The sequence below is a fragment of the Ascidiaceihabitans donghaensis genome (genome assembly GCF_900302465.1).
GTDB lineage: Bacteria > Pseudomonadota > Alphaproteobacteria > Rhodobacterales > Rhodobacteraceae > Ascidiaceihabitans > Ascidiaceihabitans donghaensis.
The window spans coordinates 2,304,696-2,326,089 of record NZ_OMOR01000001.1; the positions used below are offsets into that span (position 1 = coordinate 2,304,696).

General features: G+C 56.5%; 23 protein-coding genes and 1 tRNA gene. 14 read left to right on the forward strand and 10 right to left on the reverse strand.

Annotated elements, in window-relative coordinates:
* Positions 1–3: 3 nt before the first annotated feature.
* Together ASD8599_RS11495 and ASD8599_RS11500 are read left to right on the forward strand one after the other, a co-directional pair.
* Positions 4–435 (forward strand): cupin domain-containing protein, encoded by a 432-nt coding sequence (locus tag ASD8599_RS11495; protein ID WP_108828665.1) that lies wholly within the window; start codon positions 4–6, stop codon positions 433–435.
* Positions 436–438: 3 nt separating this feature from the next.
* Positions 439–1,326, forward strand: a complete 888-nt coding sequence (locus ASD8599_RS11500; RefSeq protein ID WP_108828666.1) for a fatty acid desaturase — start codon at positions 439–441, stop codon at positions 1,324–1,326.
* Here the strand turns inward: ASD8599_RS11500 and ASD8599_RS11505 are convergent.
* Complete coding sequence (locus ASD8599_RS11505) at positions 1,292–2,416, reverse strand: anhydro-N-acetylmuramic acid kinase (protein ID WP_108828667.1); 1,125 nt, start codon at positions 2,414–2,416, stop codon at positions 1,292–1,294. The genes ASD8599_RS11500 and ASD8599_RS11505 overlap by 35 nt on opposite strands.
* 80 nt (positions 2,417–2,496) lie before the next feature.
* On the opposite strand from ASD8599_RS11505, the gene tyrS reads away from it, so the two are divergent.
* The 4 genes from tyrS to ASD8599_RS11530 all read left to right on the forward strand — a co-directional run bounded on the left by tyrS (position 2,497) and on the right by ASD8599_RS11530 (position 6,387).
* A complete protein-coding gene (gene tyrS, locus ASD8599_RS11510) occupies positions 2,497–3,747 on the forward strand; it encodes a tyrosine--tRNA ligase (RefSeq protein WP_108828668.1) in 1,251 nt (416 codons plus the stop codon).
* A 433-nt stretch (positions 3,748–4,180) separates the two neighbouring features.
* A complete protein-coding gene (locus ASD8599_RS11520; RefSeq protein ID WP_108828670.1) occupies positions 4,181–5,020 on the forward strand; it encodes a GNAT family N-acetyltransferase in 840 nt (279 codons plus the stop codon).
* A gap of 66 nt (positions 5,021–5,086) precedes the next feature.
* A complete protein-coding gene (locus tag ASD8599_RS11525) occupies positions 5,087–5,842 on the forward strand; it encodes an SDR family NAD(P)-dependent oxidoreductase (RefSeq protein WP_108828671.1) in 756 nt (251 codons plus the stop codon).
* Positions 5,842–6,387, forward strand: a complete 546-nt coding sequence (locus tag ASD8599_RS11530; protein WP_181364472.1) for a sugar O-acetyltransferase — start codon at positions 5,842–5,844, stop codon at positions 6,385–6,387. Before ASD8599_RS11525 ends, ASD8599_RS11530 begins: the two co-directional genes overlap by 1 nt.
* Here the strand turns inward: ASD8599_RS11530 and ASD8599_RS11535 are convergent.
* The 3 genes from ASD8599_RS11535 to ASD8599_RS11545 form a co-directional block, all read right to left on the reverse strand.
* A complete protein-coding gene (locus ASD8599_RS11535; RefSeq protein ID WP_108828673.1) occupies positions 6,379–8,187 on the reverse strand; it encodes an ABC-F family ATP-binding cassette domain-containing protein in 1,809 nt (602 codons plus the stop codon). The two genes, ASD8599_RS11530 and ASD8599_RS11535, sit on opposite strands and share 9 nt — an antisense overlap.
* 107 nt (positions 8,188–8,294) lie before the next feature.
* Positions 8,295–9,014 (reverse strand): GNAT family N-acetyltransferase, encoded by a 720-nt coding sequence (locus ASD8599_RS11540; protein WP_108828674.1) that lies wholly within the window; start codon positions 9,012–9,014, stop codon positions 8,295–8,297.
* Between the two features lie 28 nt (positions 9,015–9,042).
* Positions 9,043–9,501 carry an outer membrane protein assembly factor BamE gene (locus ASD8599_RS11545; RefSeq protein WP_108828675.1) on the reverse strand — a complete coding sequence of 153 codons (459 nt, stop codon included), beginning with the start codon at positions 9,499–9,501 and terminating at the stop codon, positions 9,043–9,045.
* An 87-nt stretch (positions 9,502–9,588) separates the two neighbouring features.
* On the opposite strand from ASD8599_RS11545, the gene ASD8599_RS11550 reads away from it, so the two are divergent.
* From ASD8599_RS11550 to ASD8599_RS11585, 8 genes are all read left to right on the forward strand, one after another.
* A complete protein-coding gene (locus tag ASD8599_RS11550) occupies positions 9,589–10,140 on the forward strand; it encodes a YceD family protein (protein WP_181364473.1) in 552 nt (183 codons plus the stop codon).
* 176 nt (positions 10,141–10,316) lie between these two features.
* Positions 10,317–10,523 (forward strand): 50S ribosomal protein L32, encoded by a 207-nt coding sequence (rpmF, locus tag ASD8599_RS11555; RefSeq protein WP_108828676.1) that lies wholly within the window; start codon positions 10,317–10,319, stop codon positions 10,521–10,523.
* A gap of 44 nt (positions 10,524–10,567) precedes the next feature.
* Positions 10,568–11,671, forward strand: coding sequence for a phosphate acyltransferase PlsX (gene plsX / locus ASD8599_RS11560; RefSeq protein WP_108828677.1), 1,104 nt, complete (start codon positions 10,568–10,570; stop codon positions 11,669–11,671).
* The gene (locus tag ASD8599_RS11565; RefSeq protein ID WP_108828678.1) at positions 11,668–12,639 is read left to right on the forward strand and encodes a beta-ketoacyl-ACP synthase III; all 972 of its coding nucleotides are present in this window, start codon (positions 11,668–11,670) and stop codon (positions 12,637–12,639) included. The genes plsX and ASD8599_RS11565 overlap by 4 nt, the downstream gene beginning before the upstream one ends.
* Before the next feature lie 108 nt (positions 12,640–12,747).
* Entirely contained in the window at positions 12,748–13,050 is a 303-nt protein-coding gene (gene ihfA / locus ASD8599_RS11570; RefSeq protein WP_108828679.1) for an integration host factor subunit alpha, read from the forward strand.
* A gap of 4 nt (positions 13,051–13,054) precedes the next feature.
* Entirely contained in the window at positions 13,055–14,473 is a 1,419-nt protein-coding gene (locus ASD8599_RS20425; RefSeq protein WP_245926016.1) for a MerR family transcriptional regulator, read from the forward strand.
* Between the two features lie 58 nt (positions 14,474–14,531).
* Positions 14,532–14,608: transfer RNA gene (locus ASD8599_RS11580), tRNA-Pro, on the forward strand.
* Positions 14,609–14,679: 71 nt separating this feature from the next.
* Entirely contained in the window at positions 14,680–15,762 is a 1,083-nt protein-coding gene (locus ASD8599_RS11585) for a 2'-deoxycytidine 5'-triphosphate deaminase (protein WP_108828680.1), read from the forward strand.
* Positions 15,763–15,768: 6 nt separating this feature from the next.
* Here the strand turns inward: ASD8599_RS11585 and ASD8599_RS11590 are convergent, their stop codons facing one another.
* The 6 genes from ASD8599_RS11590 to argS form a co-directional block, all read right to left on the reverse strand.
* Positions 15,769–16,017: a hypothetical protein gene (locus tag ASD8599_RS11590; RefSeq protein WP_146188218.1), complete on the reverse strand. Its 249-nt coding sequence runs from the start codon at positions 16,015–16,017 to the stop codon at positions 15,769–15,771.
* A 63-nt stretch (positions 16,018–16,080) separates the two neighbouring features.
* Positions 16,081–16,743 carry an SMC-Scp complex subunit ScpB gene (gene scpB, locus ASD8599_RS11595; RefSeq protein WP_108828682.1) on the reverse strand — a complete coding sequence of 221 codons (663 nt, stop codon included), beginning with the start codon at positions 16,741–16,743 and terminating at the stop codon, positions 16,081–16,083.
* Between the two features lie 4 nt (positions 16,744–16,747).
* Complete coding sequence (locus tag ASD8599_RS11600) at positions 16,748–17,530, reverse strand: segregation and condensation protein A (protein ID WP_108828683.1); 783 nt, start codon at positions 17,528–17,530, stop codon at positions 16,748–16,750.
* A 15-nt stretch (positions 17,531–17,545) separates the two neighbouring features.
* Complete coding sequence (gene nagZ / locus ASD8599_RS11605; protein ID WP_108828684.1) at positions 17,546–18,541, reverse strand: beta-N-acetylhexosaminidase; 996 nt, start codon at positions 18,539–18,541, stop codon at positions 17,546–17,548.
* Positions 18,538–19,539 (reverse strand): SPOR domain-containing protein, encoded by a 1,002-nt coding sequence (locus ASD8599_RS11610; RefSeq protein ID WP_108828685.1) that lies wholly within the window; start codon positions 19,537–19,539, stop codon positions 18,538–18,540. The genes nagZ and ASD8599_RS11610 overlap by 4 nt, the downstream gene beginning before the upstream one ends.
* A gap of 78 nt (positions 19,540–19,617) precedes the next feature.
* Complete coding sequence (gene argS, locus ASD8599_RS11615; RefSeq protein ID WP_108828686.1) at positions 19,618–21,363, reverse strand: arginine--tRNA ligase; 1,746 nt, start codon at positions 21,361–21,363, stop codon at positions 19,618–19,620.
* Positions 21,364–21,394 lie beyond the last annotated feature (31 nt).

Sequence of the window (21,394 nt, forward strand, 5' to 3'; positions counted from 1 at the left end):
TGAATGACAGCTCAAGACATCATCGACCGCTTGAACCTAAGCCCCCATCCAGAAGGCGGCTTTTACCGTCAGACCTGGGTGGCTGATACCGTGGAAGGGGCAGACGACCGCCCGTCAGGGACATGCATCTATTTCCTTTTAAAACAGGGCGAAAGCAGCCATTGGCACCATGTCGATGCAACCGAGATCTGGTTGTACCACGCTGGCGCACCTTTGATATTGTCCCTGTCTGCCACGGACGAAGGCCCCGCCAAAGATCACGTTTTGTCCCCTGACCTGTCCAAAGGCGCGCCCCAGATCATCGTGCCAAAAGGCCATTGGCAAGCCGCCGCAACAACAGGCGAATACACCTTGGTCAGCTGTACTGTCTCGCCCGGCTTCCGCTTTGACGGTTTCACTTTGGCCGCGCCCGGTTTCGACATTCCAAGAGACTGAAAAATGCACACAGACATCATCGCAGGCATCGCGCCGGACACAAAAGCCAGCTTGACGCAAAAAGACACCCGAAAGGGCCTGCGCCATCTGGCGGTGTATGTCGCGGCTTTGGGTTTCGCCACCGCCTACATCGTGTTGCAAGGCCCGTTCTGGCCGTTGATGATGATCCCCCAAGGGGTGTTGATCGTGTTTTTATTCACCCTTAGCCATGAATGCACCCACCATACGCCTTTTGCACAAAACTGGATGAACAACTTTGTTGGGCATCTGACCGCCCTGCCCTTGATTTTGCCTTTCACGTGGTTCCGTTATTTTCATCTGGCCCACCACCGGTTTACCAACGATCCGGACCGCGACCCCGAACTGGCGGGCGCAGGACGTCCCGAAACATGGAAGGCTTATGTGCTGTACCTGAGCGGATGGGGCTATTGGACGGGCAATGCCAAAACACTTTTGTCCAACGCGTTTGGCGCACTGGATGCACCATACCTGCCACCGCGACAACACGGTGCCATGCGTCGCGAAGCCCGTGTGTTGCTGGGGCTCTACGCCCTGATTGCACTGTCGTTGACGGTTTCGCCCGTCGCGTTATGGATATGGGTTGTGCCTGCCTTGATCGGTCAACCGGTGTTGCGCTTGTATCTTTTGGCGGAACACGGTCATTGCCCGCCTGTCGCCGATATGCTGGAAAACACGCGCACCACATACACATCCCGGATGGTGCGCTTCATTGCTTGGAATATGCCCTACCACGCCGAACACCACAGCTATCCGACTGTGCCGTTTCACCAATTGCCAGAGCTGCACGCGATCATGCAGCCGCATCTGAAATCGACCTCGCCCAGCTACAGGCGTTTTACGAAAGACTATGTGCAGGGCTTGGATAGCTAAGCGTCCCGCCAGACACTGCCGCCCGCACCCCTGTTGTACTGGAACACGATGTGGGCAGCCCCCGCGCCACACGCACAGCCAGATAGGCAAAAGCCTGCGCTTCCAGCATATCCCCGTCGAGGCCCACGGTTTCCACGGCTGCAACGGGGCAATCCAGCGACACAGACAGCATCTGCATCAACACCGGATTGTGCCGCCCGCCGCCCGTGACCAAAACGCGGGATGGCGGTGACGGGCAATGTTGCATCGCCTCCATCACGCCCGCCGCACACATGGCAGTCAATGTGGCCGCAGCATCGGCATCATCCAGTTCGGACACCAAGCCGATCATTTCAGAAAAATCGTTTCTATCCAATGACTTTGGCGGCATTCGGGTAAAGTAGGGTTCAGCCAGAAACAGTTCCAGCGCACCTTGCTCTACTGTGCCTTTCGCCGCAATCCGGCCGCCGTCATCAAAGGCCAAACCGCAACGTGCCTGCACCAGATCGTTGATGGGCGCGTTGGCGGGGCCAGTGTCAAAAGCCAGCACAGCCCCGTCCGTTTGCGGTTGCGGTATACGCGGATCAACCCATGTGATGTTGCCCACGCCACCGAGGTTCAAAAATGCCAAAGGCGCCTTTTCCTTGATGTACCGTGCGCAGGCATGGTGGAAAAATGGCGCAAGCGGTGCACCTTCGCCCCCCATCTGCACGTCGGCACTGCGAAAGTCCCAAACCACCGGCGCATTCAGCGCCTGTGCCAATGCCGCCCCATCGCCCACTTGCAACGTGCCTTGCAAGCGCGGGGCATGCGCAAGGGTCTGACCATGAAAGCCGATCACATCTACAGCCCCGAACCCCTGCAAGGCCTGCGCGTGGGCCGCGTCCACAACCGAGGATGCAGCGTCAACATCACTGCCCGCCCACTGGCCAAAACCCGCAGCGATGGTCGCCCGTTCCTGCGCAGAATACATCCGGTACTCCGACGGGCCGAAACCGACAATATCATGACCGTCTGTTTCCAGCACCGCCGCATCGACACCATCCAATGACGTGCCGCTCATAGCGCCCAAAGCACGCACCACTGCATCTTTTGTCTTAAGCTTGCTCATGGCGCGTTCCCTTTGCCCCTTTTTATTCTCTTGCCCTGCGCCTATAGATTGCCCCGCAAATCAAACCAAGGGCAAGAGCCATGACCTACCACCCAAAATCGGAATTCGTCACTGTGATGATGGAGCGCGGCTTTCTTGCCGATTGCACCGACTATCAAGGGTTGGACGAGGCGCTTTTGAAAGGCGGCATGCCCGGGTACATCGGATTTGATGCCACGGCCAAGTCTTTGCATGTCGGATCGCTGATCCAGATCATGATGCTGCGCTGGCTACAAAAGACCGGCAACAAGCCGATCACCCTGATGGGGGGCGGCACAACCAAGGTGGGCGATCCGTCCTTTCGCGCGGATGAGCGACCTTTGTTGGACGCGGCTGCCATCGACGACAACATCGCGGGCATCAAAAAGGTGTTCTCGGCCTACCTCGACTACGGCGACGGCCCCACAGATGCGATGATGATCAACAACGCCGAATGGCTGGACGAGCTGAACTACCTCGATTTTCTGCGCGACATCGGGCGGCATTTTTCGATCAACCGGATGTTGTCTTTTGAAAGTGTCAAATCGCGGCTGGACCGTGAACAGTCGCTGTCGTTTCTGGAATTCAACTATATGATCCTTCAAGCCTATGATTTCATGGAGCTTCACCGTCGCTATGGCTGCATCATGCAGATGGGTGGATCGGATCAATGGGGCAACATTGTCAACGGAATCGACCTGACGCGCCGTGTGATTGATGGCGAAGTTTATGGGCTGACCTCGCCCCTTTTGACCACGTCTGATGGCAAGAAAATGGGCAAATCGCAGTCTGGCGCGGTTTGGTTGAACCCCGACATGCTGTCGCCCTACGAATTCTGGCAATTCTGGCGCAACACCACCGATGCCGATGTGGGGCGTTTCCTGAAACTATATACTGAACTGCCTGTCGACGAATGTGACCGCCTTGGCGCGTTGGAAGGATCCGAGATCAACGCCGCGAAAGTGCGCCTGGCCAATGAGGTCACAGGTTTGCTGCACGGGGCCGACGCCGCAGCCGCAGCAGAAGCAACCGCCCGCGAAGTGTTTGAAAAAGGCGGGATCGGGGACGACCTGCCCACCTTGACGCTGAGTGCCGCGGATGTGGGTGACGGGATTTCCATTGTACAGCTTTTGGTCAAATCCGGGCTTGCAGGGTCTGGCAAAGAAGCCAAACGGTTGATTTCTGAAAACGGCGCAAAAATCGATGACGCGCCTTTGACGGATGCAGGGATGATGATCGACGCGGGCGCGTTGGCATCGCCTATCAAGTTGTCAGCAGGGAAGAAAAGACATGCACTTGTTCAGATGGGCTAGAACCCTCGCGTTTACAGCAGGCCTGTTCGCCTCAGCCCCATTGCACGCAAGCTGCATGGGGGGGATGGAACGTTACACGAGGGAATTCGTCGCTCTGGCGATGGCCGCCTGTGAATCGATGCCATTCGAGGTAGGGATCAGCTATATCGACAAACACTACCTGGCGTTTTCTACAAAAGACATCCAGCAGCCTCGCAGCATTTTTATCCGATACGGCGGCATGACAACGCGTCGGGGCCACCCTTTGCCGTCGCCGCAAGTCGCGGAAAAAGAGGCTGGAAAGATGGCACGAAGAACCGGATGCGGCGTGCAGGATCTGAAGTACTCTCGAACGGGTCCGACACTATACACATTGGTGTGCTCACAATCTGACTGATGTTCCGCACAGTTGGAAATGCCATGCCATTTTACCTTTGATTAAGGTTAATTCGGCATGATGGCGGCCATGTTCGATATGGCCAACGACCCTGACACATCCTTGATGCAGTCCCATGACTTTGCAGACGCTTTGCGACTGTGTGGTCAGGGTCCTGTTATTTTGCCTGATGGTGCCCTTGTTCTACACCGCCGTGTCATGGGCATATCCGTGGCCATGCTGCCACGCGCCACGCCCTGTGCAGCCTTAAGCGACCATCTTCGACAGGTCGGACTGCATCGCCTTCCCCTCATCCTGTCACCTGAAACCTTTACCCGTAAGTATGGGCTGCGCCTGCGCAAACCCGCCTGCGCAGCCAAGATCGACTTGCGTGTTCCGCAGTCAATCCGCTTTGCCGGATTGCATCAAAAATGGCGCAACCAGTTGCGACATGCACAAAATTCGGACCTGACCGTTGTGCGTGCCCCCATGTTGCCAGATGCCGCATTGCCCGATCTTGATGCCGCACAGGGACAAAAGCAGGGCTACCGCAATTGGCCAGTCGGGCTGACACGGGCATTTGCGCAAGTGGCCCCCAAGAAATGCCAGGTCTTCACTGCCAAATTGAAGGGGCAAACCGTGGCGCAAATGTTGTTTTTGTTACATGGCACCACCCGCGCGACGTATCACATCGGGCACACCACAACGCTGGGACGACTTCATCATGCCCATAACCTGATTTTATGGACCGCTCAGAACTGGTTAAGTGATCGGGGTATCGGGCGGCTGGACTTGGGGCTTTTGGACCCCAAAACACCAAATCTTAACAGGTTCAAGCTGCGCTCGGGGGCGCGCCCATTCAACTTGGGGGGAACTTGGTTGCGTTGGTCGCCCCTTGCACGGCATGACATCGCGTGATTAACTGAACACATGTTCAAATCAAGGTGGTCTTGTCAGATCGCCCTTCTCACTGCGAGGCGCACCATGGATATTTCATCAACAGCGGCAATCATTACCGGCGGCGCGTCCGGTCTGGGCGAAGCCACGGCACGCCACTTTGCGTCTTTGGGCGCCTCTGTGACCTTGCTGGACCGCGACGCGGACCGCGGCCCGACTGTGGCAGAAGCCATCGGCGGCACATTTGTGCAAACGGACGTCACAGACGAAGCCTCTGTGGCAAATGCCTTGGATATGGCGACCAAAGCAATGGGCCGCATCACAACGGCGGTGAATTGCGCCGGCATAGCATTGGGCATCAAAACCGTAGGCCGCGAGGGGCCGCATCCGTTGGGGGCGTTCCAGAAAACCATTGATATCAATCTGGTAGGCAGCTTTAACGTGTCACGCTTGGCAGCAGCAGCCATGGCACAAAACGATCCCGACGCAGATGGCGCACGCGGGGTCATTATCAACACTGCCTCAATCGCGGCTTTTGACGGCCAAAAAGGCCAAGCTGCCTATGCTGCGTCCAAAGGTGGGATCGTGGGCATGACATTGCCGATGGCGCGCGATTTGGCATCCAGCGGCATCCGCGTCATGGCGATTGCGCCCGGTATTTTCATGACGCCCATGTTGGCAGGGTTGCCCGAGGACGTTCAGGCATCATTGGCCGCAGACGTGCCAAACCCTGCACGTTTGGGTGATCCGAAGGAATACGCAAGACTGGCCGCATTTATCGTGGAAATGGGCTATCTGAACGGCGAGGTGATCCGGCTGGACGGCGCATTGCGGATGCGGTGATGGCATCCGAACTGGAGAAAATGAAGACCGGTCAGTGGTATACCTGTATCGACGCCGAGCTGGATGCACTGCGGGCTGTGGCGTTGGATGCCGTCCATGAACACAACACTATGGCCCCCCAAGACCGTGGCCATCTGGCCCCGAAACTGCACGGATTGTTTGGAAGCATAGGGGCTGATGTGCGCATTGAGACGATGTTTCATTGCCCTTACGGCTTCAACATCCATTTGGGGGATTTGGTCTATTTCAACGCGGGGTGCACGATATTGGACACAGCCCCTGTGCGCGTCGGGGACAGATCCATGTTCGGACCGGGCGTCCACATCTATACGGCACAACACCATAAAGATCGCATCAAACGTGCAGCAGGATTGGAAATTGCCTACCCTGTGACCATCGGGGCCGATGTTTGGGTCGGCGGTGGTGCGATCATCATGCCCGGCGTCACGATCGGCGACGGCGCGATCATCGGCGCAGGCAGTGTTGTCACGAAAGATGTCGCGGCAAATGCGACGGTTGTCGGCAACCCTGCGCGATCACTCTGAGGCTTTTTCCTCAAGCATCAGCCATTCTTCTTCGGCTTCCTGCAGCTTTTCGTTGCGCTGTATCAACGCATCGGTGGCTTTCTGGAATTTGACAGGCTCACGCGTGAACAATTCCGGATCGCTCATCAGGTCTTCAAGTTTTGCGATCTCGGCGGACAAACGCTCCATTTCGGCAGGCAGCGTTTCCAAACGGTGCTTTTCAGTGAAGCTCAGCCCCGATTTAACGGTTTTTTCATCCCTGACCTTTGGCGCAGACCCTTTTGTTTTCACAACACTTTGTGAGAAATCATCTTGCTGGCGTTGCGCGATGTAGTCGGACCAGCCGCCTGCATAAACTGTGGCCTTGCCATCGCCCTCCATAGCGATGGTGGTCACAGCGACGCGGTCCAGAAAATCACGGTCGTGGCTGACCAAAAGGACAGTGCCGTCATATTGGCTGAGCAAATCTTGCAACAGGTCCAGCGTTTCGACATCCAGATCGTTGGTGGGTTCATCCAACACAAGCACGTTGGATGTGCGTGCCATGATCTTGGCCAGCAGCAACCGCGCTTTTTCGCCCCCGGACAATGACCGCACCGGTGCGCGCGCCTGCCCTTCATCAAACAGAAATTCTTTCAGATACCCCACGACGTGTTTGGGATGGCCGCGCACCATGATCTGGTCCGCTTTGCCAGACACGCGCATCTCCGGGTCCCCTGTCAGGCTGTCCCAAAGGCTCATGTCGGGGTCAAGCTGGTCGCGGGCCTGATCAAACAACGCAAGTTCCAGATTGGTGCCCAGTTTGATGGTGCCTGTGTCTGGTTCTTCGCGCCCAATCAGCATGTTCAAAAGCGTGGTTTTGCCCACACCGTTGGGACCAACCAACGCGATCCGGTCACCGCGTTGCACCGTCAAATCAAAGGGTTTCAGGATGACTTTGTCGCCATAGGCCTTGGTAATCCCTGTGGCTTCCATCACCTTGCGACCAGATTTTGGCCCCGCATCCAGCGCCATTGCCGCAGCACCCTGACGATTGATCTGGCTGGCCCGTTCAGAGCGCAGTTCCTGCAACGCCCGCACGCGCCCCTGATTGCGTTTGCGGCGCGCACTGATGCCTTCGACGGCCCATCGCGCTTCGGCTTTGATCTTGCGGTTCAGCTTGTGGCGCTGGGTGTCTTCTTCATCCCACGTCTCGTCGCGCCATGCCTCAAAGGCTTCAAAGCCTTTTTCCTGTCGCCGCACAGATCCTCTGTCAATCCAAAGGGTTGCACGGGTAAGTTCACGCAAAAATGCACGGTCGTGGCTGATAATAATGAACCCTTTGCGCGTCGCTTTCAGCTCTGATTCCAGCCAAGCAATCGCTTCGATATCCAAGTGGTTTGTCGGCTCGTCCAGAAGCATCAAGTCGGGTGCATCCGCCATCAGACGCGCCAAAGCCGCCCGGCGCCGTTCCCCGCCTGACGCAGTTTCAACGGGGCGCGCCGGATCGAATTTCAACCCTTCGCCTGCCCGTTCCACCTTGTACATCTCGGAAGCATCAAGCCCCGCTGACGCAAAATCCCCAAGCGTGGCGTAGCCCGACAAGTCCGGGTCCTGTTCCATGTATCCCACTGAGACCCCCGGCCCCGCGATCACTTCACCACGGTCGGGTTCGATCAACCCTCCCATGACTTTCATCAAGGTGGATTTACCTGAGCCATTGCGCCCGACCAAAGCGACGCGGTCGCCCGGTTGCGCCACCAAAGACAATCCGTCAAAGACAGGGTCGCCTCCGAAGGTCAGAGAGATTTCATTGAGCTGTAAAAGAGGTACACGTGCCATGCCTGCCAGCTAGACTGCGCAGGCCATAGGGTCAACGCCTACCCTTGCGCGGAGCGCAAAATAAGTGGAACCCTACAGCGAGGCGAAAAATAAACTTGCGTCACGCCTTAGCCCGCAACCGCACGCAAAGCCCGTTTGCGCGACGCAGGGATTGCCGCCACGTCCACCCCTGTAAAGACATGCAGCGTGTTCATGTCATGATCCACAACAGCATGATCCGACACCCACCCCCCCATCACCAGATAGGTTCGCAACAATGGCGGCATCTGTTTCAGTGCAGCGCTACGGTTGATGGGCTGATCTGATGCGTCAGGAAATGCGCACAAATGGGCGGCCTTTGCGTTGGGCAACCATTGCTCCGGCCCAAGATAGCGGGATTTTAGCAACGAAAAGGCATCGCGGTAAGGCGCGGGCCGAATACCTGCAAAAGAAGAACACCCGAACAACATTTTCACATTGTTCTCATCGACATAAGACGTGATGGCCCCCCAAACAATGCGCAGAATATTTGGATCAAAAAGTGCCGGATCAATGCAAAAACGGCCCAGTTCCATCGTTTTGTCAGGATACTGCGACAATGCGCTCAGATCATAGAACTGCGCAGTATAGCTATGCAGGATATCGCCACCACGCAACGGTATCATGCGTGCGCAGCACACAAGCACATTATCACGCCGCACAAGGATATGGGCGCATCCCGCATCAAAACGGTCCACATCCGGATGTTTGACACCAAAACAGCGCGCACGAAGATCAAAGGCTTCGTTCAAATCTTGTTGGGATGAGGCCAATGCTGCGACGTATCGCCCTTTGTGCAACGGCTTCATTGGATCAGAACGCTCCGATGGGCGCGGCTTACAACGCCCCGGGTGAAAAGCGGCCCAAGTTGCCAAGCAACTGACGCAGGAAGGTCTTGTTGGTCACACCAGAGCTGGTCACACGGCGCGCCAAGGGCACGACACGACCATCTTCCAACCCGAAGCGTTCAATGTTTTTCACAACGCCCGCTTCGTCAAAACTGATGGCCAGCACCTGACGTTCCACAACTGTGGGCTTTTTGAACCCAAAGGTGCGTACCCGCGAAAAGACATAGAAGTAGTCGCCGCCTTCCAACACGCCCCCCGCAGATGGGGATCCCACTGATTCCTCGACAGACGCACGGGTGTCGATGCCCACAGCCAACAGATCAAGGTCCTCTTGCGGCGGGATATAGCCGTGGTTGCGAAAGGTCGCTGCACATGCAGTTAAGCTAAAGCCCAAGGCCAGAATTGCGCACGAGCGCACAACCGTGCGGTTCAAATTGCTGCGTGTCATTTACTCTGCCCTCTTGCCCTAAACCCACTTGGCTTTTATCTCGCCTAACAAAGGAACGGCCCCGTTTCAAGAAATGAAAGCAATAACATGTGTTCACAGATCGCTTCACCCACCGCATATCGCGTCGCTGACCTGCCGCAACGTGCGCCAAAACCGTTTGATTTGCGGCCCAACGCTGATGCCATGTCCGAAATTGCAGCACAGCTTGATCTGACAAGCCTGCGCAAACTGCGATTCTCCGGCTCCATCCGCGCCGTCGGCAAAGCTGACTGGCAGTTGAAAGGCACCCTCGGGGCGACTGTCGTGCAGCCCTGCACCGTGACTTTGGACCCTGTGACCACACGCATTGATACGCCGGTGGAACGGATGTTTCTGAAATCGATTCCCGAAGTGAACGAAGAAGAAGTCGAAATGCCTGACGACGATGGCATTGAATTGCTGGGCGCGTTTATCGACCCCGCAGTCGTCATGATTGAAGCCCTGAGCCTTACGGTCCCCGATTACCCCCGTGCGCCCGATGCGGCCCTGTCCAACACAGTCTTTACCAAACCGGGTGAAGCGGCGATGACGGACGCAGACGCACGCCCCTTTGCCGGGCTGGTAGCCCTAAAGGACAAGATGGAAGACAAACCGGACTGACAGGTCAAAATATCTGCTTGCTTATACACGAATTCGCAGTATTTTGCCGCCCTCATTGCATTTAGCGTTGGACATGCGGGGCCTTGCACCCTAAACGCTCCAAAAGCTCAAAGAACCGATACGCTGTAACCTTGGTGGCAACATGAACGCCGCCCTCAAACACAAAGGCCCTTCCTATGGCTGTTCAACAGAACAAAGTCTCCAATTCACGCCGCAACAACCGCCGCGCGCATGATTCCCTGGTGGCTGCAAACCCAAACGAATGCGACAACTGCGGTGAGCTGAAACGCCCACATCACATTTGCGCGTCTTGCGGTCACTACGACAACAACGAAATTGTTGCGATGACTGAAGAAGTCGATCTGGAAGACGACGCGGCCTAAGCTCCTTTGGCCGCCTTGAGGCATCCCGGCAAACAGGCACCCCTATGACACTGGCGCGACCCGATAAGACGGACACCACGCGCCAGCGGCTTGTGATAGCAGTGGATGCCATGGGCGGAGACAGCGGCCCGGCAACAGTGGTTGCCGGCTGCGCTATCTTCGTCAAACGAAATCCCAACATTGATCTGATCTTGCACGGCCCCCAAGCCGAGTTGGACGCATTGATCGCAAAACGTAAACCGTTGCGGGACCGTTGCACCGTGCGTGCGGCTGATTCCGTCGTGACGATGGAAGACAAACCCAGCCATGTCGTCCGCCATGGCAAAGGCACGTCGATGTATTCCACCGTCGAAACGGTGCGCGCCCGCGAAGCCGATGTGGCCGTCAGCTGCGGCAACACAGGCGCGTTGATGGCGCTTTCCATGATCCGGTTGCGTAAATTGCCGGGCGTGAACCGCCCAGCCATCGCCGTTCTATGGCCGTCACGCAATCCGCAAGGTTTCAATGTGATGCTGGATGTCGGCGCCGACATTCGCGCCGATGCTGATGATCTGCTGCGTTACGCATTGATGGGCGCGTCTTATGCCCGCAATGGTATGGACCTGCCCCGCCCGCGTGTCGGATTGCTGAACGTCGGCACCGAAGAACACAAAGGCCGCGCCGAATTGCACGATGCCTTTGATTTGATCAAAGCCAACGAAGCCCAAGCCGAATTCGATTTTGTGGGCTTTGTCGAAGGCAGTGACATTCCGGGGGATGTGGCGGATGTGATCGTCACAGACGGATTCACGGGCAATGTGGCTATCAAAACAGGTGAAGGCACTGCGGGCTTGATCGGTGATTTGCTGAAAGAAGCATTCAAGTACACCCCTTTGTCGCGGCTTGCCTCATTGCTTGCATTTACGTCATTGCAGCGCCTGAAACGGCGCATTGATCCACGCCGCGTCAATGGCGGGGTGTTTTTGGGGCTAAATGGCACAGTCGTAAAGTCGCACGGGTCGGCAGATGCTACTGGCGTATCAGCTGCTATTTCCCTTGCGGCACAATTGGCGCAGAATGGGTTCAACGACAAACTGGCGGCCCGAGTCGCCGCCGTTTTGCCCACTGAAGACAAAACGACAGAAGACACAGGACACACGCAGGCATGACACTTCGCGCAACAGTCAAAGGCGTTGGCCACTATTTACCCCAGCGCGTTGTACCAAACGCCGAGTTTGAAAAGACCCTGGACACCACCGACGAATGGATCGTGTCGCGATCCGGTATCGAACGCCGGCACTTTGCAGGCGACGGTGAAACAACATCAATGATGGCCACAGAAGCGGCCAAAGCAGCCTTGGCAGATGCCGGTCTGACAGCCGATGATGTGGATGCCATCGTGCTTGCCACGTCGACAGCCGACCTGACATTTCCGTCAGCTGCGACCATGGTGCAAGCCAATCTGGGCATGAAAAAAGGCTTTGCTTTTGATATTCAGGCCGTGTGTGCCGGGTTTATCTTTGCGTTGTCCAACGCCAACGCTTTGGTCTTGTCCGGTCAGGCCAAGCGCGTGTTGGTGATTGGCGCCGAAACCTTCAGCCGCATCATGGACTGGACAGACCGTGGCACGTGCGTGTTGTTTGGCGATGGGGCTGGTGCATTGGTGCTGGAAGCCACGGATGGTGAAGGCACAAAAGACGACCGCGGGATATTGGCCACCGACCTGAATTCGGACGGCACCCACCGCGATTTGCTGTATGTGGACGGCGGCGTCAGCACAGGGACCACCGGATACTTAAGGATGCAGGGAAATCAGGTGTTCCGCCATGCCGTCGAAAAACTGGCTGCAACCGCCAACACCGCTATGGCGGACGCCAATGTAACTGCGGACGACATCGATTGGGTCGTGCCCCACCAAGCCAACATTCGCATCATTCAAGGCACCGCCAAGAAGATGGGTGTGCCGATGGAAAACGTTGTGGTGACGGTTCAGGATCATGGCAACACGTCGGCTGCATCGATTCCTCTGGCTTTGTCCGTGGGACGTGATCGCGGACAAATCAAAGACGGTGATTTGATCGTGACAGAAGCAATCGGCGGCGGTTTGGCGTGGGGTGCGGTGGTTCTACGCTGGTAAGCCGCTCTTTATGCGCAAAAAACCTGCAGAAACAACGCAGCACAAGTCATTGATATTGACTCGTAAATTCGCAGCACCCTATGGTTGCTCAGAATAAGGGGATGAATGATGGCCGAAAAGACTTTGACACGCATGGACCTAAGCGAAGCGGTATTTCGCGAGGTCGGATTGTCGCGCAACGAAAGTGCGACATTGGTGGAAAGCGTGCTGGACCACATGTCCGATGCTTTGGTCAAAGGCCAGCAAGTCAAGATTTCGTCCTTTGGCACCTTTTCTGTGCGTGAAAAATCCGCACGCGTGGGCCGTAACCCGAAAACCGGTGAAGAAGTTCCAATCAATCCTCGTCGCGTTTTGACCTTCCGTCCCTCGCATCTGATGAAGGACCGTGTGGCGTCAGGCAACAAGTCCTGATCACATGAGTAAATCCGCCGACGCCTTTCGCACAATCTCCGAAGTGGCAGACTGGCTTGGGGTTCAAACCCATGTTCTGCGGTTTTGGGAAAGCAAATTCACTCAAGTCAAACCTGTCAAACGCGCAGGTGGGCGCCGGTATTACCGTCCTGTTGACATGTTGTTGTTGGGCGGCATCAGAAAGCTGCTTCACGACGACGGACTGACGATCAAAGGTGTGCAAAAGGTGTTGCGCGAAAAAGGCATCGCACATGTGTCTGCAATGTCGTCCAGCTTGGATGAGGCCTCTGCCGCTATTCCCGCCGATGTACCCTTAAAACGACAAAGCCAGACAACCTCAAAAGATATGCAAGACGCAAATGACACGTCCACATTGGACCTTTTCGACGATGGTGCAGAGCCGAACACGGACGCCACAATTACAAAGTTTGCCCGTCCGGTAGATGTTCAGCCCAAAGCACCCGATGACGCGCCGCGCCCGTCTTTTACCCAAGACGCAGTCGTGATGCCGGAAGCAGCGCCATCCGCATCCCAACACCTGCAGACCACTTCTCCTGTGCCCCCTCCTCCGCCCCTTGTACCGCATGAGCCGCAAACGGTTGAGCCATCCCATGTGGTCCCGGACGACGAAGCCGCAGCGCAAGCCGAACCACCGCAAGACGAACCACCGCAAGACGATCCCATGCCAGCAGACACCGCGCTTGTGTCGGACGCAGCAGACGAGGTTATCGCTGATACATCATCGTCTGAGGACAACGGACCGGATTATGCCGCTGACGTGCCTACGCCTGCACCGGACATGCAGACGACACCAGCGGAGCCAGCCGCGACCTCTTCCCCCGAAGGTGATGGTGATGGGGCGGACATTTCGAATACGGTACAAGCAGGTACCGAAATGGTCGATCCAGTTGCGTCGGAACCAGATGTACCAGAGGTGATGTTCAAAGCGTCTGCCCCGTCTGCGCCAGCCCCTTCTCAGCCTGACCCGACGCCAGACACCGCGGATGATACGCCCGTTTCTGACTCCATGCCACAGATGCCAGCGTTTATCCGGCGCACATCGCCTTTGTCTCCGCCCCCGGTTGCGGACCAAACCCAAAGCACGCAGATGCAGGCCCCCGAAGCCAAGACAAACGCTGACGTTCAGACAGAACCTGAGGCTCAGACAGACTCTGACGATCCAGTTTCCGCCAACGATGCAGTCACGACAGATCCAGTAGAAGACATTACGCCAATTCCGGCCCCGGTGCTGAAGCCCAATATCATTGATGTGCCGGACACGCCGCCCGATTCAGAATTTCCGGCACACCCTGCATTGTTGACGGCACTGACAACAGCCAAATCCGCATCCCCCGAAGCCACGGCTTTGTTGTCTCAGCTGGCCGCATTACGCGACAGGATGACCGCCGCACATAAAGAGTAAGCGAAGTGGCAATTCTTTCTTGCTTGCCGCCCAAAATCGGGTATGAAGCCCCACAAGTCGGGCTATGGCGCAGCCTGGTAGCGCGTCCGTCTGGGGGACGGAAGGTCGCAGGTTCGAGTCCTGCTAGCCCGACCAATTACCGACTTGCTCAAATCGCCCGCGGCCATCAGGTTGCGGGCGTTTGTCGTAGATAGGAAGCAAAACCTGTGACAGGCGTCATCCCAAATCAACACATCAGCCAGATGATTGAAACCGGTCAGATCACGGGGTCCCCTGCTGTGACTGTACCACAAATTCAACCCGCAAGCCTTGACCTGCGTCTGGGCACTGTGGCGTATCGCGTGCGTGCGTCTTTCTTGTCGGGCGCTGGTGCAAAAGTATCGGACAGGTTGCAGGAATTTGAAATGCACCGGGTCGATTTGACCGATGGTGCAGTGTTGGAAAAAGGCTGCGTGTACGTGGTGCCTTTGATGGAAGGGCTTGCGCTGCCTGCGGGTATGAGTGCTGTGGCCAACGCCAAAAGCTCAACCGGTCGTCTGGATTTACTGACGCGCACAATTACCGATGGCGGCACAGAATTCGACCGCATCCCCGATGGCTACACCGGCCCGCTTTACGCAGAAATTTGCCCCCGGTCTTTTTCCGTTCTCGTGCGGCCGGGCATGCGCCTGAACCAGATCCGCTTTCGCACCGGACATGCTGTGCTGGACGATGCCGCCCTCAGCGCGTTGCACAACGACACACCGCTTGTGAATGGCACAGCTGTGATTGATGACGGACTTGGGTTTTCCGTCGACCTGAAACTGCCCGGCACATCCTTGGTGGGCTACCGCGCGAAACCCCACACAGGCGTGATTGATCTGGACCGCATCGGCCACTACGATCCGCGTGCCTATTGGGAAGATGTGCACAGCACAGATGGGCATATCATTCTAGATCCCGGCGCGTTCTACATTCTTGTCAGCCGCGAGGCCGTGTGCATCCCGCCAAGCTATGCTGCTGAAATGGCACCTTATCTGGCCATGGTCGGAGAATTCCGCGTGCATTACGCAGGCTTTTTTGATCCCGGCTTTGGCCACGCGACGGCAGGCGGCACAGGGTCACGCGGCGTGTTGGAAGTGCGCTGCCATGAGGCACCTTTTGTGCTGGAACATGGTCAAGTCGTCGGCCGTTTGGTCTATGAAAAGATGGCTGAAGACCCAACGCAACTTTACGGTGCGGACCTGAAATCCAATTATCAGGGTCAGGGCTTGAAGCTAAGCAAACACTTCAAAACGCCGACAGTGTAACACGTATTAATCCTGCTGACGTGCGGCGCGACGCGCCCGACGCTCTGCCCTGATGCGGTCACGTTCAGAGGTGTCTTTGGGTGCACTACCAGACCGACCAGTGGGGTTTCCATAATCGTCGATCTCACCCATTGGCTGCTGCTGTTGCTTGCGACGCCGCGCCATACCGCTGGCGCCCTTAAACCCTGCATCAATGCCTTTGCTCATCATTTTGCGCATCACAAGACGCATAAACATGTTCAATATCTGGTTCATTGCAGAGCGCTGCCTCGTTTTAGGTATGTCACCAATATAGCATCAAATACGGCGATTTTCAGGTTAATCCTCAAAAAGTTCGGATTGCCCTTCATCGGTTTCGTCTTCTTCAACCTCCCCCGGCCCCGGCATCGACCCTGGTGGCGGCCGATTTTCCAGCAATCCAGCGGATCGCAGTTCTTTCAAGCCTGGCAAATCACGTGCGTTTTCCAATCCGAAATGGTCCAAAAACCCTTGAGTGACCACAAAGGTCACAGGCCGCCCCGGTGTCATTTTGCGACGGCCAAAGCGGATCCATTCCATTTCCAACAGCTGGTCAACAGTGCCCCGACTGACCGAAACGCCACGAATTTCCTCTATCTCGGCGCGGGTGACGGGTTGGTGGTACGCAATGATGGCCAGTGTTTCGATGGCCGCACGACTGAGCTTGCGGGTTTCCACCGTTTCCTTTTGCATCAAAAACCCAAGGTCGGGGGCGGTGCGCATCGCCCAGGCATCCCCCACCTTGTTCAACGTCACACCACGCCCGTCATAACGTTTGCGCAAATGAACCAGCGCCTCGGCGGGATCACACCCATGCGGCATCCGTGCTGCCAGTTCCTTGGCCGTTACAGGTTCGGCTGTCGCAAACAAGATCGCTTCGACCATACGTTCCTGTTCCCCCATCGGAGGGGCTGCGAAAAGGCTTTGTTCTTCATTTTCGATCTCTTCCACGCGATCCGTCATGCCTTTAAACCTTCTTACGCAGCTGGATAGGTGCAAAAATCTCGGTTTGCCTGATTTCCATATGCCCTTCTTTCACCAACTCCAGAGATGCCGCAAACGTCGCTGCAGTGGCAGAGCGTAGTTTGACGGGGTCCATGTCCCACCCTTCGGGCAAATAGCTTAGAATGTCAGTCCATTCCCCCGCATATCCCATAAGGGGACGCATCCGCTCCAAAGCTTGCTCCATCGTGAAAACCGAATCCCTGTCCAGAATAAAAGGGCGGAAATCGTCACGGGTCCGAATACGCGCGTAGCCTTGCATCAGGTCCAAAAGCGTCGCTGTGTATGTGACACGTTTGACCCGTTCGACGGTTTCAGCCTGCCCCCGCGCAAAGAAATCCCGCCCCAACTGGTCGCGCCCCATCAAGCGCGCCGCACTGTCGCGCATCGCTTGCAAGCGTTCCAACTGAAACGCCAGATGGGCGGCCAGTTCTTCACCTGATGGCCCCTCTTCTGTTGGGTCCGGTGGCAACAATAAACGGGACTTCAAGAAGGCCAACCACGCCGCCATCACAAGGTAATCCGCCGCCAATTCCAGCCGCAGAGCCTTCGCTTTTTCAACAAACGCAAGGTATTGACGTGCCAATTGCAAAACAGAAACTTTGCGCAAATCGACTTTTTGAGTACGCGATAGAGTCAAGAGCAAGTCAAGCGGGCCTTCAAAGCCGTCCACATCGACAATCAATGCCTCTGCGGCCAAACGGTCGGCCACAGAAACGCGATCTTCCTCGAATGTATCTTCAGCCATTTGGCCTGCCCCGCTTCAGCCCCCTGTCAGCGCTTCAAGTTCGGCGTCATACGCGGAAATGTCAATCTCGTCGGGGGTTTTGCGCGCATTCAAGGCAGCAATGGCCCGTGTCTGCGCCGCATCTGTCATTTCGCCCGAAGCTTCTGCCACCCTGCGCCGTTCAGCCAGTGTGCCGTTGCAGTGCAATATCACGTCACATCCAGCTTGCAGAGCCTGACGGCTCAGATCCCCCAGATCACCACTGAGCGCTTTCATGGCAATGTCATCTGTCATGATCAAACCATCAAAGCCGATAACATTGCGAATGACATCCATCACAGGTTTGGACAATGTCGCAGGGGCCGTGTCGATGTCGGAATAAACCAGATGCGCGGTCATCCCCATTGGCAGGTCACAAAGCGCCTTAAACGGCGCAAAATCATGATCTTGCAGATCGTTTTTCATGTTTGCGACATGTGGCAAATCAAAGTGACTGTCCGCCGTTGCACGCCCGTGGCCCGGCATGTGTTTGACAACAGGCAGAACGCCGCCATCCAACAATCCCTCAGCCGCAGTGCGCCCCAAAGCGGATACAGTCACAGCATCCGTTCCGTAACACCGGTTGCGAAGAAAATCATGGGTGTTGTCACCCGCAACATCCACCATAGGGGCACAGTTGCTGTCGATGCCAAGCGCAAACAATTCATGGGCAATCACCCGGTGGCGCAAATACATGGCACGCTCGGCTTTCGGTCCGGCCGCTGTAACAAAATCCATCGGAGGCAACCATTCGCGCCAGATCGGGGCACGCAACCGCTGCACACGCCCGCCTTCTTGATCAATGGTTATGGGGCAATCGTACCCAACAGCCTCGCGAAAGTCGCCACACAAGGCACGTACTTGATCCGGTGTGTCGATGTTACGGGCAAACAGAATGAAGCCGAACGGCTTCACATCTTTGAAAAACGCTATTTCCTCCGACGTCAGCCGCAGCCCGTCCGCATCAAGGATCGTCGCCCCGAAACGGTTCATCGCGTGACGACCGGAATACAATCCGCTTTTTCAGCCAGCAGCGCTGAACAGAAACGGCGTGCGTCGCTCAAGTCTTCGAACCCCATGGCGCGCAGGCGATAAAATGTGCGTCCGCCACTTTTGGCTTTTTGAACAATGCGTTGTTTTCCATACAGATAATCCCCAAACCGGCCTTCCAGCTTGGTCCATTGGCTGCGCGCAATTTCGGCGCTGTCAAAGGCACCAAGTTGCACCAGACGTGTCCCTGCGGGCAAGGATGCGGCGTCAACTTCGGCGTTTGCGGGTGCCGCTGCGGGGGTGGCATTTGTTGTGGCCGTGGCAGACGCCACCGCCTTCAAAGCCTTCGGGCGCAGTTGTGGGCGAAACGACGTTTTTATGCCAGGGGCATCAATCACCACAGGCGTTGGCATGGCTTCCGGTGTGGGCGGCGTGACTGAGGCCACCACCTGAACAGGCTGAGCTTCCGTTTCCGCTTCGATCCTGTCTGCGCCCGCTGTCAGCTGGTTCACCAAATCCTCAACCGATCCGCTTTCAAGTGCTGCGGCCACATCCAACGTTTGTGGTTGCTCGATCGGGGCAGATGATACAACCGGTTGTTGCACAGGCGCCACCATTGCGACGGGTGTTGGCATATCTTCGTGGGTCAAATCCACCGGACGCGGCGCAAGAACCAGCCGATCAGCAGGCTTTGCAGCCACACCAACAGCAGCCACTTCGTTCACGGCAAGGCCCTGGTTGATAGCAAGTTGCCCACCCGGATCTTCGGGACGCACCCGCATGTCACCGCTGGCCGCCTGCACCACAGGGATACCGCTGACATCACGCACCATCAACTTGTAACCCCAAACAGCGACCCCAGCCATCAATGCCAAAGACACCCCCGCTGCGGTCAAATTTGTCAGGTTTGTCAAAGCATTACGCGGCTTTGGTGATGTGTGGGGTGCGGATTGCGCATAGCCACCAGCGCCCAGATCATGGGTATAGGATACGTTTGCCATTTTGCCTCTTTGCCGGTCAGATACATTGCCTGATCGGTCAACTGATTTCGTGCCTGTTCAGCCGAGGCGGTTATTGGTTCAACGCATCTCTTCGGCTGGCTCAACTCCCAAGATACCAAGGCCCGCAGCTATTACAACAGCTGTGGCACGTGCGAGGGCGATTTTTGCCTGACTTGTGGCATGATCATCGTCCTGAATGGCCCGCAGCCCGTCTTCCGACCGGCCCAGATGGTACAAGCTGTGAAAATCAGACGCCAATTCGTAAAGATAGAACGCAACCCGGTGCGGCTCATTCGAGCGGGCCGCCGTTTCGACCAAACGGGGCCATTCGCTCAACTTCATGGCCAGCGCCAATTCGGCTGTGTGATCCAGCTTGCTCAAATCCGCAGAAGACAAATCCGTATCGTGCACCGCTATGCCAGCATCCGTGGCTTTGCGCAAAATTGACGCGATCCGCGCATGGGCATATTGAACGTAATAGACAGGATTGTCTTTGGATTGTTCCAGCACCTTGTCAAAGTCAAAGTCCAACGGCGCGTCGTTTTTGCGCGTCAGCATCACAAACCGCGTCACGTCGGACCCCACTTGATCCACAACATCGCGCAGGGTGACAAAGGTCCCTGCCCGCTTGGACATTTTGAACGGCTCGCCATTCTTGTACAACTTCACAAGTTGCGTCAACTTGATGTCCAGCGGCACACGGCCGTCCGACAGGGCCGAAACAGCAGCCTTCATGCGTTTCACATAGCCGCCGTGATCTGCACCGAACACATCAATCAACATGTCAAATCCGCGCTGCACCTTGTCAAAGTGATAGGCGATGTCGGGCGCAAAATAGGTCCATGCCCCGTCCGATTTCTTCACGGGGCGATCCACATCGTCGCCATGATCGGTGGATTTGAACAAAGTTTGTTCGCGTGGCTCCCAGTCCTCGGGTTTTTTGCCTTTGGGAGGTTCAAGAACGCCTTCATAAATCAGGCCCTTGTCATCCAGTGATTTGATGGCGCTTTCAATCAGCCCCGTGCCGTACAGGGATTTTTCAGAAAAGAAATTGTCCATCTTGATGCCCAGCTGGCCCAGATCCGCGCGGATCAGATCCATCATGGCTTCGGTTGCGTATTCCCGCACGTCTTGCAGCCAAAACTGTTCGCCTTTGTCGACAAACGCATCGCCCACTTTGGCTTTCAGGGCTATCCCGACATCAATCAGGTAATCACCGGGGTATGTCCCGTCCTCGAACGCGACGTCCTGACCGTGCGCTTCCAGATACCGCAGATACACAGACCGCGCCAAAACATCGACCTGTGCGCCGCCATCGTTGATGTAGTATTCACGGGTCACGTTGTAGCCTGCAAAGTCCAGCAAAGACGCTAAAGCATCGCCAAAGACCGCGCCGCGGGTGTGCCCCACGTGCAAAGGCCCCGTCGGGTTGGCAGAGACATATTCCACCATCACTTTTTTGCCCTGCCCCAGATCTGACCGGCCAAATCCGGCGCCTTGCTGCAAGACATCCTGAACGACGCCCTGCCACACAGTCGGGGCCAAACGCAGGTTCAAAAAGCCGGGACCTGCGACTTCGCAGGATGTGACACGGTCATCAGATGTCAGTTCATCTGCAAGCGCCTGTGCAATGTCGCGCGGCTTCATGCCTGCGGGCTTGGCCAAAACCATAGCAGCGTTTGTCGCCATATCTCCGTGCGCCGGATCACGTGGCGGCTCAACCGCGACGTTGTCCATGGAAAGCCCTTCTGGCAACACACCGCGGGATTGCAGCGCTTCCAGATCGGACAGGACGCGGGCGCGCATTTGGGCAAAAAGGTTCATGGGACTTTTCCTAAGATGATGGTGTGCGCGG

What these genes read in the sequence shown, in the direction of transcription:
- ASD8599_RS11495 (WP_108828665.1), top strand. Translation starts at nt 4, where the DNA reads ATGACAGCTCAAGACATCATCGACCGCTTGAACCTAAGCCCCCATCCA.
- ASD8599_RS11500 (WP_108828666.1), top strand. Translation starts at nt 439, where the DNA reads ATGCACACAGACATCATCGCAGGCATCGCGCCGGACACAAAAGCCAGC.
- ASD8599_RS11505 (WP_108828667.1), bottom strand. Translation starts at nt 2,416, where the DNA reads ATGAGCAAGCTTAAGACAAAAGATGCAGTGGTGCGTGCTTTGGGCGCT.
- tyrS (WP_108828668.1), top strand. Translation starts at nt 2,497, where the DNA reads ATGACCTACCACCCAAAATCGGAATTCGTCACTGTGATGATGGAGCGC.
- ASD8599_RS11520 (WP_108828670.1), top strand. Translation starts at nt 4,181, where the DNA reads ATGATGGCGGCCATGTTCGATATGGCCAACGACCCTGACACATCCTTG.
- ASD8599_RS11525 (WP_108828671.1), top strand. Translation starts at nt 5,087, where the DNA reads ATGGATATTTCATCAACAGCGGCAATCATTACCGGCGGCGCGTCCGGT.
- ASD8599_RS11530 (WP_181364472.1), top strand. Translation starts at nt 5,842, where the DNA reads ATGGCATCCGAACTGGAGAAAATGAAGACCGGTCAGTGGTATACCTGT.
- ASD8599_RS11535 (WP_108828673.1), bottom strand. Translation starts at nt 8,187, where the DNA reads ATGGCACGTGTACCTCTTTTACAGCTCAATGAAATCTCTCTGACCTTC.
- ASD8599_RS11540 (WP_108828674.1), bottom strand. Translation starts at nt 9,014, where the DNA reads ATGAAGCCGTTGCACAAAGGGCGATACGTCGCAGCATTGGCCTCATCC.
- ASD8599_RS11545 (WP_108828675.1), bottom strand. Translation starts at nt 9,501, where the DNA reads ATGACACGCAGCAATTTGAACCGCACGGTTGTGCGCTCGTGCGCAATT.
- ASD8599_RS11550 (WP_181364473.1), top strand. Translation starts at nt 9,589, where the DNA reads ATGTGTTCACAGATCGCTTCACCCACCGCATATCGCGTCGCTGACCTG.
- rpmF (WP_108828676.1), top strand. Translation starts at nt 10,317, where the DNA reads ATGGCTGTTCAACAGAACAAAGTCTCCAATTCACGCCGCAACAACCGC.
- plsX (WP_108828677.1), top strand. Translation starts at nt 10,568, where the DNA reads ATGACACTGGCGCGACCCGATAAGACGGACACCACGCGCCAGCGGCTT.
- ASD8599_RS11565 (WP_108828678.1), top strand. Translation starts at nt 11,668, where the DNA reads ATGACACTTCGCGCAACAGTCAAAGGCGTTGGCCACTATTTACCCCAG.
- ihfA (WP_108828679.1), top strand. Translation starts at nt 12,748, where the DNA reads ATGGCCGAAAAGACTTTGACACGCATGGACCTAAGCGAAGCGGTATTT.
- ASD8599_RS20425 (WP_245926016.1), top strand. Translation starts at nt 13,055, where the DNA reads ATGAGTAAATCCGCCGACGCCTTTCGCACAATCTCCGAAGTGGCAGAC.
- ASD8599_RS11590 (WP_146188218.1), bottom strand. Translation starts at nt 16,017, where the DNA reads ATGAACCAGATATTGAACATGTTTATGCGTCTTGTGATGCGCAAAATG.
- scpB (WP_108828682.1), bottom strand. Translation starts at nt 16,743, where the DNA reads ATGACGGATCGCGTGGAAGAGATCGAAAATGAAGAACAAAGCCTTTTC.
- ASD8599_RS11600 (WP_108828683.1), bottom strand. Translation starts at nt 17,530, where the DNA reads ATGGCTGAAGATACATTCGAGGAAGATCGCGTTTCTGTGGCCGACCGT.
- nagZ (WP_108828684.1), bottom strand. Translation starts at nt 18,541, where the DNA reads ATGAACCGTTTCGGGGCGACGATCCTTGATGCGGACGGGCTGCGGCTG.
- ASD8599_RS11610 (WP_108828685.1), bottom strand. Translation starts at nt 19,539, where the DNA reads ATGGCAAACGTATCCTATACCCATGATCTGGGCGCTGGTGGCTATGCG.
- argS (WP_108828686.1), bottom strand. Translation starts at nt 21,363, where the DNA reads ATGAACCTTTTTGCCCAAATGCGCGCCCGCGTCCTGTCCGATCTGGAA.